This is a genomic window from Agrobacterium tumefaciens (genome assembly GCA_025559845.1).
Classification (GTDB): Bacteria; Pseudomonadota; Alphaproteobacteria; order Rhizobiales; family Rhizobiaceae; genus Agrobacterium.
The window spans coordinates 626,599-638,979 of record CP048469.1 but is presented as its reverse complement, the minus strand read 5'-3'; the positions used below and the strand labels follow the sequence as shown (position 1 = coordinate 638,979).

Below are 12,381 nucleotides of genomic sequence, written 5' to 3'. Positions count from 1 at the left end.
GAATGCCTATTTCTGGCGAGAACAGAAAGGATCATTCCATGAGCGATCTCAAATCCCCCAAAGTGAACAAGACGGATGCCGATTGGCGCGAACAATTGACGCCCGAGCAATATCACATCCTGCGTGAACACGGCACGGAGCGCGCCTTTACCGGCCCTTACTGGAACAGCTTTGAAAAGGGTCTTTATCGCTGTGCCGCCTGCGACGAGCCGCTCTTCCTGTCTGACACCAAATTCGATGCGGGTTGCGGCTGGCCGAGCTATTTCGAGCCGGTAAAACCGGATGCTGTGACAGAGCACCGGGATGCGAGCTATGGCATGGTGCGGACTGAAATCCGTTGCACCAATTGTGGTGGGCACCTGGGGCATGTCTTCCCCGACGGCCCGCCCCCGACAGGCCTTCGCTATTGCATCAACGGCCATTCGATGGTGTTCGAAGCAATATAACGGTTTACGAATTTCTCTCCAGCATGCCGGAGCCAATCCGGCATGCTACAGGCGATCTGCTCTTAAAGTTTCAGTTCCATGCAGGTGAGGTCCAGCCAGCGGCCAAACTTGGTGCCAACTTCCGAAAAACGACCGACTACGCGGAAGCCAAGGCTTTCGTGCAAACGGATGGACGCCATGTTCTCCGCTTCGATTGCCGCAATCAGCACATGAACGTCATTGCCTGATGCATGATCGATAACTGCCTGCATCAGACGTTTGCCGATGCCGTGGCCGCGGGCATCCTTGTGCACATAAACCGAATGCTCACGGGTGTGGCGATAACCGTCGAATGCACGCCAGTCGCCGTAGGACGCATAACCGGCAACCTTGCCATCAAGGATCGCGACAACCACCGGAAAACCGCGCGACTTGCGTGCTGCAAACCACTCCTTGCGGTTTTCGAGATCGACCAGCGTTTCGTTCCAGATCGCCGTCGTGTTCAACACCGCGTCGTTATAGATCTCCATGATGCTGGAGAGATCGTCTACCGTCGCGTCACGCAATTCAACCGTCATTATCCGTCCGCCCTTTTGCTTCCGGGCCATAAAGCCCTGATCCTGCTTATGGTCACGGCAGGCCGAAACATGGTTTAGGCGACGTACGGGACAACTGTCCAGCAGACGTTTTGCGTCGCCATCAGGAAATGACCGGCGCGATGGAGAAGGATGTCAGCACCGCTACATAGTGCACCATGGCAGCGGAGACCACGAACCCATGCCAGATGGCGTTCTGGAACCGCAATTTTTCCCAGACGTGAAAAATGACGCCGAGCGAATAGATGATGCCACCAATAACGATCAGCCATAGCGTGACGGGAGCAAGGTGTGTCGACAGCGGCTCCGCCACCATGACACCGCTCCAGCCCATGCCGAGATAAAGCAGGATTGCAACCTTGTCGTAGCGGCCAGGGTAAAGACACTTGAGCAATACACCACCAATAGCCGCAAGCCAGATCAGTGCCAGCGTTACGGCGATCAGCGGCTCGTGGATGCCGCGCTGCAAGAACGGCGTGTAGGTCGCGGCAATCAGAATGAAGATGGCCGAATGATCAAAGCGCCTTAAAACCCATTTCACTGGGGAATGCGGCCAGATGTTATAGGTGAAGGAAACCGAGAGACAGGCAACGAGTCCAAGGCCATAAATCCAGGCAGCGGCAATGGCGCTCACACTGTCCCAAACGGTCGCATAGAAAATCAGCGCCGTTGCGCCAATCAGCGCAAAAACGATGCCAACGCCGTGGACAATGCCATCGGCGACAATCTCGTGAAAATCATACTGGCGTCCGAACCGCCGAACGTCACTCATAGTCTGTTCCCGTCTGCCTGCTTTTGTTTAAGCATGACGGCAATATTCGACGGGAACAAGACAACGACCGGTTAACCGCAATCAAATTGCGTTCACAATTGTTGCAAAAGCGGAAGTCACACGTCTGTCAGAGCTCGGATGCACACTTCTGGCAGAAAGGCGTATAGGGCACGGCTTTCAGCCGGTTTTCGGAAATCTGCTTGCCGCATCTGACGCATTTGCCGAAGGTGCCTTGAGCAACACGGTCGAGTGCGGCGTCTATGGCGCGCAGTTCGTCCTGCCCCACCTGGCCGAGTTCGTCCAGCACCTCGTCATTATTGCGCTCAACGGCCCGGTCTTCGTCGTCGGGGTTGCGTGGCTCTTCGAAATCAGCCTCGATCCGGTGAAGGCGTCGATAGAGTTCACGCTGGCGGTCGCGCAGAATTTTTTCGTAGGTCTCAACGTTCATCTGTTTTTCCTCCGGCAGGCTGTGGACGATGTCGACCACAGCCCCGTTTTCACGGCACGTTCAACGATCAACCAGCACCGAGCATTTCGCATGACGGACAACGCGATCAGCAGTCGCGCCGATGAAATAATTGCTGAAGTCCGGTGTGTGCGAGGCAATGATGATAAGATCGGCCTTGTGGTCTGCGGCAGCGGCAATGATCTCGCGTGCCGGCGCGCCGCTTCTGATCTCTTCCTTGCCCTGGAAGGATACCTTCGCTTTCAGGGCGGCAAGTTTCGCCTTGGCGTCCTTGAGCGCATTCTCAATCAGGTCTACGGGAAGATCGACAGCCAGATAGCCGGGCAGTTCCTCGACAACATTGATGAGAACAATCTCGCCGTCGACATCGAGAAGCGACTTGGCCTTGTCGAGGATTTTCTCGCCTTTTTCGATGGCGCTCAAATCGACGGCTACGATGATCTTCTTATACATGGTGTCTCCTTCTTTCGGCGAAATGCGCCGTTTCAGTTATCGGACCAGTTCATACTTCCCTAGCGGTGCCCTCCGCGCCTTGATCGAAGTCAAAGTCGTGAAGGGGTATTGTCAACAAATAATGGACGGTCAATCGCCAAACGGCGATCTTTGCTGAACGACGAAAAGCCTTCATATTCCCTATCAACAATCGCCGCGAAGCGGCGTTCCGTGACCCGGGCGAAAAACTCGCATCGTCAGTGCGTCACAATCAATATGGAGATTATGATGAGTGAAATCAAACAATTCGCCCTGACGCGACCAGCCTATGTGGGGCAGGCCCATCTGGTCGTGCGCGATTTGCCACGCGTCTCCGATTTCTACCAGAAAATGATCGGTCTTTCCGTGCTTGAACGGAGCCCGAGCGGTGAAATTCTGGGCGCGCATGGTCAACCACTGTTGACACTTGAAACCTCCGATACGGCGGAGCGGGCACCACGCAATGCAGCCGGCCTGTTCCATACCGCTTTCCTGTTGCCCAGCCGAAAGGACCTGGCTCATTGGCTGGCGAATGCGGCGCATAACAACGTTCAGCTTCAAGGCGCATCTGATCACCTTGTCAGTGAAGCCATCTATCTCGCCGATCCCGAAGGCAATGGCATCGAGGTTTATCGCGACCGCGCGCCAATGGAGTGGAACTACCAACAGGACGGCACAGTGGAGATGGCAACCCTCGGGCTCAACCTCCAGGAGCTCTATAACAGCGCACCGAAAACAGCATGGGAAGGCGCTCCTGACGGTACGGCAATCGGCCACATCCATTTGCAGGTCGGCAATATTCCACAAGCTGACGAGTTCTATCAGGACGTTCTCGGCCTAAAGATCATGGCTCGCTATCCCGGCGCCAGCTTCTTCGGTTCGGGTGCCTATCACCACCATGTTGCTGCGAATATCTGGAACAGCCGGGGCGCGCAGGCGCGCAAGGTAAACATGACCGGGCTCTCCGGTTATTCGTTGAAATTCAACGAGAAGGAAAGCCTGGATAAGGCAATTGCGGCGCTCGACCGGCTGGAGATCGCGACAGAACGCCAGAGCGACGGTATCGCGATCCGCGACCCCTGGGGCATCGGCCTCAAGCTTTCGGCCTGATGCTTAGCCGAGGTGACGCAAAATTTGCGTCGCCTCGGAACCTGCACATTCCTCGAACGTTTTTGTCCTGATTTGGGGGACCGTTTGATGAATGAAAATGCCAAGCCCGGCCATGGTGTCGCGGCATCTATCCCGGGTGTGAAACCCGACACGCCGCAAGCGACGTCAAAACGCGACGACGCACGAAGCCAGCAACCTCTCGGTCGCGAGGCCCTGGATGTGGCCGTTGCCTGGTCAATCATCGGCATCTTCATCATCATGATGATGGCGATCATTCACGAACTTTCGCTGATCCTCATTCCGGTCGTCATGGCGATCGTCGTTGGCATGATCCTTGGTATTGCGGCTGAAAAACTCGGTTCGTACGGCATTCCGGGTTCCGGTGTCGCGCTTATCCTCTCGACACTGGTCGCGGCCGTTATCTTCTTCGTCATCAATTCCCTTGTTGACCCGCTGTCGTTGCTTGCATCGGAAGGTCCAGCCCTCATCGAACGCAGCATCGATCGCTTTCTCCCTTATCTGCAGCGACTGAGTTGGCTGAACATTTCGGCCGCGACCTTCAGCATGGGGTCGATGTCGATGGAATCGCTGCTGGCGAGAAGCGGCGAAATCATTTCCGTACTTGGCGCCAACGTCACTCCAGCGATCATACAAGGACTGATTTTCTTCGCCGCACTTTTGATGTTTCTCTACAGCCGCACGCGCCTGCGCAAGGCCCTCATCATGGCCTTTCCGGCCCGCCACCAGCGGCTTAGGACCATCCGGGTGATTGCCTCTATCGAGGAAGTGCTCGGCACTTATTTTGCCACGGCGGCGCTGATCTACGCGGGGCTTGGCGTGACGATGGTGGTGATTGCCTATTTCGGTGGACTGGCAATGCCGCTGTTGTGGGGGCTGTTTGCCTTTCTCTCCAGCTTCGTGCCATTTCTCGGCATCACGGCCATGACCATAGCGCTGACTGTCGCTGGCATCATCACCCACGACAATCTTTTCTTCGCCCTGCTCCCTGCAGCCATCTTCTTCACCATTCACCTGCTGATGGAAAATCTCGCCTTTCCGGCGGTGGTGGGCCGCAACATGGAGATCAATCCCTTCCTCGTCTTCGTGATGATTATCTTCTGGACGTGGATGTGGGGCGCGGCTGGCGCCATGCTGGCGCTGCCGCTTTCACTGATCGCCATGACGGTGAGCCGCGACCTGTTTCCGTCACGCCGGATCGTACCGCACCTGCCGGATTGATGTGATTCAGGAGGCCAGAGCAACGGCCTCTTTCTCCGCGACACGGCGCTCGTGCTCAAGCAGCCATTTCTTGCGCCATAATCCGCCGCCATATCCGGTCAGGCTGCCATCCGCGCCGAGGACACGGTGGCACGGAATGACGATGGCAATCTGGTTTGCACCATTGGCACGGGCCACGGCGCGGACGGCGGATGGCTTTTCCAGTCGTTCAGCAACTGCCGAATAGCTGACAATTGCACCGGATGGAATTCTCCGTAACTCATCCCAGACTGTTCGCTCAAAAGGTGTGCCGTGACCAGCAAGGCGCGTTTCAAACGTCGTCAACCTCCCGGCAAAGTAGGCGTCAAGTTCCCGGCCGATCGCATCGGTGACAGATGTGCGACCGAGAACCATATCCGCGCCGGTTCGGGCAGTCAGGCGCTTGAGTTCCGCGGGCAGTGCTGGCCTGTCGGCGAATTCAAGGAGATGCAGCGCGTGGTCGTCGGCCACCGCCAGCATTGGGCCGATCGGCGTTTCGATCCAGTCGCCTTTCAAAAATGCCTTGCCCTTGAGTGCAGCCGGCGACGTGCCGAAAAACTGGTTGATTGCCGAGCGGAAACCGCTGCCTGATTCATATCCGGCGTCAAGCTGCGCGCCGATCACAGCATCGCCTGATGCGAGGCTTGTCGCCGCGTCACCCACCCGGCGCAATCGTGCGATCTCAAGGAAGCTCATGCCGAAACGGCGCTTGAATACCCGGCGTACCGTCGAGGTATCATAACCCATGTCAGAGACATCTTCCTCGCGCCAACGACGCTGCGGTTCCTTTTCAAGCGCAGTCAACAGATCGGTGACTGTGGCATCGGCCGAGCCGTAAGCCAGCATCGGCTTGCACCGCTTGCAGGGGCGGAAGCCAGCCTCCAGGCACTGCGCAATGTTATCCTGAAACAGGCAGTTTTCCGGCTTCGGCTTGCGCGCTGTGCAGGTGAAACGGCAAAAGATCTTCGTCGAGGTGACACAGACATAGGCCACGCCCTCATAGGCGGGGTCCTTGTTCACAAGGGCAGAATACAGGGTTTCGGTGTCGGGGCGTTTGAACAACATGAGAGGATGCTAACGCAAATCGAAACGACATGCCGCCGAAAAACGGGCATCGATGTGGGAACACTCACGCGTCCCTGAAGTGTCAGTTACCGGGTGGAGCGAAGGCCGGATCATCCAGCCGTGTAAAGATCACGCCGCGGGCTTTCAAAGCCAACAGACCCTTCACAACGCCCTCACCCGCCTCATGGGTCGGCTGGTTGATATGCGAGATAATGACATCTCCATCTCTGGCGGACGCAATATGTTTTGCAGTTGCGGCAGCACCCAGCAGCGAGCCGCCATCGCCATTGACCGAGTACCCCGCGACGCGCATGCCCAGGCGGTTGATTTCAGCCATCGACGATGCCGTGTATTTGGCGGTCGCGCCTCGGAACCACTGAGGCTGTATGCCGGTTGCGGCAACGATGGCCAGGCGGCCGCCCTCCACTTCCTGCTTGACGGCCTCAGCCGAACCGGCCGCAGCTATGCCATAGATCGAAACCGGTTTGTCGACGGCAGGAACATGGTTCTCGCCGTGGTTTTCGATTTCGAAAAGGTCCGGATGCGACTGCATTACAGCCAGCGCATCCGCATTGTGCTTGAGCCAGCGTGCGGTGACGAAGATCGTCGCCGGTATTTTTTCATTGACCAAGGTATCCAGAATACGGTGATCGGTCTTGCCCATGCAGGCATCGAGCGTGATTGCCACATGCACGGCGCCGTCGCGATGCGGTGTCATTTTCAGCGTCGGCTCGACCAGGCCGGAACCTGCGTAAGCAGATGTCGAGGCTGAAAAAAGCAGGGCGGCAATGAGAAGGCGGCGGGACATGATTGTATTCCAGATAAGAGGCGGCATCGGCATCGGCCCGCAAAGCGCCTGAATTATGGCAAATCTTCCAGTCCCGACAGCACGTTCAACGCCTCTTCAACCCGCTGACGTTCCGAGCTGGTAAGTGGCAGGATCGGACGTGGCGGCTCCATCAAGGTTACCGACATCAGATTTGCGGCCGCATAAACAACCCGGAAGCTGCCAAACTCCTTGAACAGCGTCCACAAGGGCTGGAACGCCGCATCGACCCGCTGCACCTCATCGACGTTGCCAGCTTGCGCAGCACGCATCAGCTTCAGGGCTGGAACGGGCAGCAAACCGGCAACAACGCTGTACCAGGCGTCACCACCCGCAAGAGTAGCCGCAGCACAGCCCCAGTCGCCGCTATAACCGATGGCAAAATCGTCAGGCAGTTTCGGCCGTAACCGCTCAAGTTCTGCGGCGAAATCCTGATCGGCCGGCAACGGCATCTTGATGGCACGAATGTTCGGGATATAGGCAAGACGAACCAGGAGTTCGTCGCTGAATAGGAAACGCGTGGTGCCTGGATTGTTATAGATCGCCAGTGGCAACGCAGTCGCTCCCGCAACCGCTGCAAAGTGATGATAGGCCTCTTCCTGCGTCAGCGGTGTATAGGACACCGGCGCCAGCAACAGGGCGTCAGCCCCGGCGGCCTCGGCATCCTTCGCCAGCGTCACGGCCTCATCCGTTCGCAACGCGCCAACACCCGCCATCAGCGTACGCTTACCCTTGAGGACGGAGGCCGCGGTCTCCACTGCACGGCGCTTTTCTTCCCGAGACAGATACATGTAGCTGCCGGTGCTGCCGAGAATGCCAACGGAATCGACTTCGGCGGCAACAAGACGTTCCAGCAACGCCGAAAACGCCTCGGCATCAACACGACCGTTTTCGTCGGCCGGCGTGATCGGAAATGCCGAAAGTCCCTTGAACCGTGATGGCATGCTTCTTCCCCTCGCATTCGCTTCCGAACAAGGGGTACAAGTCAAAGACCGCCCCGACAAGCGAAGCGGCCAACAAAAACCGGTAGTCGTGAAAATATCAGCGGTCAGTCATAAAGATACAACTTCTTCCACTGTGCCTCGGGAATCTTGTCACCGACGCGGTAGTCGAAAGACTGGATGCTGAGAGAATCAGACTTGAGCTGGCACTTGTATTTCAGCTTGTACCATTCCCCAGAACTCCTGAACGCGGCACCCGGCGCCTTTATCGAGTTCTTGCCGACCTGCGGATCGCCGAAGGTGTAGGCGATTACCTTGTCCGGCCGCATGCCTTTCTGTTCCGTGGCGATGCGTTCCATCGCCTCGATATCGCAGCGCTGCTCAAGACGCTCCTCCGGCGCAAGTTTGTTCAACTGGCGCATGACGCTGGCGTCGATTGCAAAGGCTGGGGACAAAACAGACAGGGAGGCAAACACGGTAGAGAAGACAAGTGGGAAAAGCGTTCGCATGGGTTCAGTCAGATTCTTTCGTTTCTTCTTTCGACTCACGGCGACCCGAGAGGCCTTGTTTGCCGCATATTGCCAAAATGTGATCGAAAACTGACGAAAATGTGCCCACCACTCCAAAGGCCTGTGGAGATTTGAAACTTGATCGGCCTTGAGGCGCACTCTACATCTTGGCCAACGCAGACTGATTTTTGTTACGAAAGCGAGTTTCCCTTGTCGATTTTCAAGAACCTGCCCGCCGCGCCGATCGCTGAAAAAAAGCCGGTCAGCGACACGCATCACGGCATTACCCGTACTGACGACTATGCCTGGTTCCGGGCTGACAACTGGCAGGCGATGTTCAAGGACCCCAGCCTTCTGGACCCGGCCATCCGCGCCCATCTGGAAGCGGAAAATGCCTATATGGAAGCGGCGATGGGCGATACGAAGCCGCTGCAGGAAAAGCTGTTCGAGGAGATGAAGGGACGCATCAAGCAGGACGATTCCTCCGTCCCGGTCAATGATGGCCCCTATGCCTACGGAACGCTGTTCGTTACCGGCGGCGAGCAGCCGCATTATTTCCGCACCCCGCGCGACGGGGGCGAGAAGCACATTCTGCTTGATGGTGACAAGGAAGCCGAGGGGAAGGACTATTTCCGTCTTGGTGGCCTCGACCAGTCGACCGATCACAATCGCGGCATCTGGAGCTACGACGACAAGGGCTCGGAATATTTCACGCTACGCATCCGCGATCTGGCAACAGGTCAAGACCTGACCGACGTCATCGAAAACACCGGTGGCGGTGGTGCCTGGGCACCCGATGGCAAGAGCTTTTTCTATACGCTGCAGGACGAAAATCATCGCCCTTCCAAGGTCTTCCACCATATTATCGGCGAACCGCAGTCAGCCGACCGTCTGGTTTACGAAGAGAAAGATCCAGGCTTCTTCATGGGCGTGGGTGCCTCGGTGCTCGATGACTTCATCTTCATCGATATCCACGACCATGAGACAAGCGAATATCGTCTTCTCTCCACGAAAGACCTGCTTGCAGAACCGAAGATCGTGGCGGAGCGCGAAGAGGGCATCGAATATTCGATGGCTGAAGGCGGTGACGTCTTTTTCATTCTGACCAATGATGGCGATGCCAAGGATTTCCGGATCATGGAGGCGCCGATCACTGCCCCCGGCAAGGAAAGCTGGAAGGAAGTCGTTCCGCATGAAGCAGGCCGCCTCATTCTTTCCGTCGATGCCTATGCTCGTCACCTGATCTGGCTGGAACGCCGCGACGGCCTGCCACGCATCATCATCCGCGATCGTCAGAGCGGTGAAGAACATTCCATTGCTTTTGCTGAAGAAGCCTATTCGCTTGGCCTGCACGGCGCGGCGGAATACGATACCGACGTCATCCGTTTCTCCTACTCCTCGATGACGACGCCGTCGCAGCTCTTCGACTACAACATGGTGACACGTGAGCGCACGCTTCTGAAAACCCAGGAAGTGCCTTCGGGCCATAACCCGGATGACTATGTGACGCGACGCGTCATGGCCACATCGCATGACGGTGCGCTGGTGCCGGTGTCTCTGCTCTATCGCAAAGACACCCCGCTCGACGGCTCGGCACCTTGCCTGCTCTACGGTTATGGCGCCTATGGCATCACCATTCCCGCCTCCTTCAGCACCAACAATCTGTCGCTGGCAGATCGCGGTTTCGTTTATGCGATCGCGCATATTCGCGGCGGCAAGGAAAAGGGTTTCGAATGGTATGAGACCGGCAAGATGGAGCACAAGCAGAACACCTTCAAGGACTTCATCGCGGCTGCGGATTATCTGGTTCAGGAAGGTTTCACCGCCTATGATGGTATCATTGCCGAGGGCGGCTCGGCAGGCGGCATGCTGATGGGCGCCATCGCCAACATGGCACCGGAGAAATTCGCAGGCATTATCGCCGCAGTGCCCTTCGTGGACGTTCTCACCACAATGCTGGACGACACCCTTCCGCTGACACCGCCGGAGTGGCCCGAATGGGGTAACCCGCTGGAGTCGGAAGAGGAATATCAGTGGATCGCCGCCTATTCGCCGTATGACAATGTCGCTGCGAAGCCCTATCCGCCGATCCTTGCCATTTCCGGTCTGACCGATCCACGCGTCACCTATTGGGAACCGACAAAGTGGGTGGCGAAGCTGCGCGAAAAGACCGTTGGCAGCGCCCCGATCCTGCTCAAGACCAATATGGCAGCGGGCCATGGCGGTAAATCCGGCCGTTTCCAGCGGCTTGAAGAAATAGCCTTCGAATATGCCTTCGCGCTGAAGGTGGCGAACAAGACTGCCATCTGACGAAAAGAGTGGCGGACGGCCGAAACGGGCCGTCGCCACCGCACTGTCGGAGAAAAAATTCCGATTTATGGCGCTTTGAGAGACAATTTTTCCAAATAATTTTACTACTTGCCGGATATTAAACATGCCATTCTGGACGGTAGAATTTTTATTCTTTTGTATTTATAGATCAAGAAAACAAAAAGAATAAATCACCAAAATTCAAAGTATAATCGAATCCCGAAAATGTTCCGCCAATCATGCGCATGGCAGCAATGCGGTGTTTCGGGTTGCAATATCACGTTTCAGCCGTATTATTCAGCTCGTTGACATATTTATGCGCATTTTCGCCGCTGGTTTCGCGGCGCTCTCGTCGCTTGCCTTGCGACTATTCTTTCGGCTGGTCTTTTCCAGCTTTTCCAGCGCCATGTCAGTCTGCCCTGGAGCACCGGCATGAACGGTTCTTCGTGGGTTTCGCAATGCATCGCGCTTTTCGAAAATCATCGTGATTTTCGCGCCGATGTTCTGGCAGGCCGGGCTTTGCAGTGCCCCGGTATGCCTTTTGAAAACACTGCATTAGACTTGGGGGTCTTATAACCATGAAGAAACTCCTCGCCTCGACCATTCTCGTAACGGGCTTTTTCGTCGCTGCCGGTGCAGCAAGTTCCGCCAACGCCGCCGAAGAATGCGGCTCAATCTCCATCGCCGAAATGAACTGGGCATCGGCCGGTGTCGCAGCGTATGTCGACAAGTTCATCATGGAAAACGGTTACGACTGCACGGTCAACATCGTCAGCGGCGATACCATGCCGACCTTCGCTTCCATGAACGAAAAGGGGCAACCGGACATGGCGCCGGAACTCTGGGTCAACGCCGTTCGTGATCCGCTCGATGCAGCCATCAAGGAAGGCCGCCTGGTTGAAGCCACCAAAATCCTGACTGACGGCGGCGTTGAAGGATGGTGGGTCCCGAAATTCGTTGCAGACGCAAATCCTGAGATCAAGACCGTCGAGGACGCACTGAAGCATCCCGAACTCTTCCCTGCCCCGGAAGATGCCAGCAAGGGCGCCGTCCACAATTGCCCGTCTGGCTGGAATTGCCAGGTGACGACGGCTAACCTCTACAAGGCGCGCGAAGGCGACAAGAAGGGCTTCACGCTCGTCGACACCGGCTCGGCCGCAGGTCTCGATGGCTCCATCGCCAATGCTTTCGAGAAGAAGCAGGGCTGGCTTGGTTACTATTGGGCACCGACGGCCATCCTCGGCAAATACGAGATGGTAAAGCTGGATGACGGCGTGGAACTCGACCGTGCAGCTTTTGATGTCTGCACGGCCAAAGTGGATTGCGCCGATCCGAAGCCGAACGCCTATCCGGTCGCGGATGTGTTTACCGTCGTGACCAAGGACTTTGCCGAAAAGGCCGGCGCCTCTGCGGACTACGTCAAGGCGCGCCAGTGGGACAACACGACCGTCGCCGAAATCCTTGCCTGGATGGATGAAAACCAGGGCACCAACGAAGACGGCGCACAGTACTTCCTCGAAAACCACGAGGAAATCTGGACGAAGTGGGTTTCGCCGGAAGTCGCCGAAAAGATCAAGGCATCGATCTGAGCCTGAACAGACAAAACCATGCAGCCGCCGGGAACACCACCCGG

Annotated in this window: 13 protein-coding genes; 5 read left to right on the top strand and 8 right to left on the bottom strand. The window is 56.7% G+C overall.

The annotated features are described in order from the left end of the window. Positions 1-38: 38 nt before the first annotated feature. The gene (msrB, locus tag FY156_03120; GenBank protein UXS00553.1) at positions 39-446 is read left to right on the top strand and encodes a peptide-methionine (R)-S-oxide reductase MsrB; all 408 of its coding nucleotides are present in this window, start codon (positions 39-41) and stop codon (positions 444-446) included. Positions 447-508: 62 nt separating this feature from the next. Here msrB and FY156_03115 read toward each other — a convergent pair whose 3' ends face one another. The 4 genes from FY156_03115 to FY156_03100 form a co-directional block, all read right to left on the bottom strand. Beyond that, positions 509-1,003: an N-acetyltransferase gene (locus tag FY156_03115; GenBank protein ID UXS00552.1), complete on the bottom strand. Its 495-nt coding sequence runs from the start codon at positions 1,001-1,003 to the stop codon at positions 509-511. Positions 1,004-1,124: 121 nt separating this feature from the next. Then, a complete protein-coding gene (locus tag FY156_03110; protein UXS00551.1) occupies positions 1,125-1,793 on the bottom strand; it encodes a hemolysin III family protein in 669 nt (222 codons plus the stop codon). A 127-nt stretch (positions 1,794-1,920) separates the two neighbouring features. Beyond that, entirely contained in the window at positions 1,921-2,241 is a 321-nt protein-coding gene (locus FY156_03105; GenBank protein ID UXS00550.1) for a TraR/DksA family transcriptional regulator, read from the bottom strand. A 60-nt stretch (positions 2,242-2,301) separates the two neighbouring features. Beyond that, on the bottom strand, positions 2,302-2,712 hold the full coding sequence (locus FY156_03100; GenBank protein ID UXS00549.1) for a universal stress protein: 411 nt from the start codon (positions 2,710-2,712) through the stop codon (positions 2,302-2,304). Positions 2,713-2,979: 267 nt separating this feature from the next. Here FY156_03100 and FY156_03095 point away from each other — a divergent pair, with 267 nt between their 5' ends. Continuing rightward, a complete protein-coding gene (locus FY156_03095) occupies positions 2,980-3,840 on the top strand; it encodes a VOC family protein (GenBank protein ID UXS00548.1) in 861 nt (286 codons plus the stop codon). A gap of 87 nt (positions 3,841-3,927) precedes the next feature. Then, positions 3,928-5,079, top strand: coding sequence for an AI-2E family transporter (locus tag FY156_03090; protein UXS00547.1), 1,152 nt, complete (start codon positions 3,928-3,930; stop codon positions 5,077-5,079). Between the two features lie 6 nt (positions 5,080-5,085). Here FY156_03090 and FY156_03085 read toward each other — a convergent pair whose 3' ends face one another. The 4 genes from FY156_03085 to FY156_03070 all read right to left on the bottom strand — a co-directional run bounded on the left by FY156_03085 (position 5,086) and on the right by FY156_03070 (position 8,438). Further along, positions 5,086-6,162, bottom strand: coding sequence for a bifunctional transcriptional activator/DNA repair protein Ada (locus FY156_03085; protein ID UXS00546.1), 1,077 nt, complete (start codon positions 6,160-6,162; stop codon positions 5,086-5,088). Positions 6,163-6,244: 82 nt separating this feature from the next. Further along, positions 6,245-6,970, bottom strand: a complete 726-nt coding sequence (locus tag FY156_03080; GenBank protein ID UXS00545.1) for a polysaccharide deacetylase family protein — start codon at positions 6,968-6,970, stop codon at positions 6,245-6,247. Positions 6,971-7,023: 53 nt separating this feature from the next. Beyond that, entirely contained in the window at positions 7,024-7,932 is a 909-nt protein-coding gene (locus FY156_03075; protein ID UXS00544.1) for a dihydrodipicolinate synthase family protein, read from the bottom strand. Positions 7,933-8,036: 104 nt separating this feature from the next. Next, positions 8,037-8,438, bottom strand: a complete 402-nt coding sequence (locus tag FY156_03070; GenBank protein ID UXS03000.1) for a DUF930 domain-containing protein — start codon at positions 8,436-8,438, stop codon at positions 8,037-8,039. 210 nt (positions 8,439-8,648) lie between these two features. Between FY156_03070 and FY156_03065 the strand changes: the two genes are divergently transcribed. Both FY156_03065 and FY156_03060 read left to right on the top strand, forming a co-directional pair. Next, on the top strand, positions 8,649-10,748 hold the full coding sequence (locus tag FY156_03065) for a S9 family peptidase (GenBank protein ID UXS00543.1): 2,100 nt from the start codon (positions 8,649-8,651) through the stop codon (positions 10,746-10,748). A gap of 578 nt (positions 10,749-11,326) precedes the next feature. Then, complete coding sequence (locus FY156_03060) at positions 11,327-12,337, top strand: ABC transporter substrate-binding protein (GenBank protein UXS00542.1); 1,011 nt, start codon at positions 11,327-11,329, stop codon at positions 12,335-12,337. Positions 12,338-12,381 lie beyond the last annotated feature (44 nt).

What these genes read in the sequence shown, in the direction of transcription:
- FY156_03105 (UXS00550.1), bottom strand. Translation starts at nt 2,241, where the DNA reads ATGAACGTTGAGACCTACGAAAAAATTCTGCGCGACCGCCAGCGTGAA.
- FY156_03060 (UXS00542.1), top strand. Translation starts at nt 11,327, where the DNA reads ATGAAGAAACTCCTCGCCTCGACCATTCTCGTAACGGGCTTTTTCGTC.
- msrB (UXS00553.1), top strand. Translation starts at nt 39, where the DNA reads ATGAGCGATCTCAAATCCCCCAAAGTGAACAAGACGGATGCCGATTGG.
- FY156_03110 (UXS00551.1), bottom strand. Translation starts at nt 1,793, where the DNA reads ATGAGTGACGTTCGGCGGTTCGGACGCCAGTATGATTTTCACGAGATT.
- FY156_03080 (UXS00545.1), bottom strand. Translation starts at nt 6,970, where the DNA reads ATGTCCCGCCGCCTTCTCATTGCCGCCCTGCTTTTTTCAGCCTCGACA.
- FY156_03075 (UXS00544.1), bottom strand. Translation starts at nt 7,932, where the DNA reads ATGCCATCACGGTTCAAGGGACTTTCGGCATTTCCGATCACGCCGGCC.
- FY156_03070 (UXS03000.1), bottom strand. Translation starts at nt 8,438, where the DNA reads ATGCGAACGCTTTTCCCACTTGTCTTCTCTACCGTGTTTGCCTCCCTG.
- FY156_03085 (UXS00546.1), bottom strand. Translation starts at nt 6,162, where the DNA reads ATGTTGTTCAAACGCCCCGACACCGAAACCCTGTATTCTGCCCTTGTG.
- FY156_03090 (UXS00547.1), top strand. Translation starts at nt 3,928, where the DNA reads ATGAATGAAAATGCCAAGCCCGGCCATGGTGTCGCGGCATCTATCCCG.
- FY156_03095 (UXS00548.1), top strand. Translation starts at nt 2,980, where the DNA reads ATGAGTGAAATCAAACAATTCGCCCTGACGCGACCAGCCTATGTGGGG.
- FY156_03100 (UXS00549.1), bottom strand. Translation starts at nt 2,712, where the DNA reads ATGTATAAGAAGATCATCGTAGCCGTCGATTTGAGCGCCATCGAAAAA.
- FY156_03115 (UXS00552.1), bottom strand. Translation starts at nt 1,003, where the DNA reads ATGACGGTTGAATTGCGTGACGCGACGGTAGACGATCTCTCCAGCATC.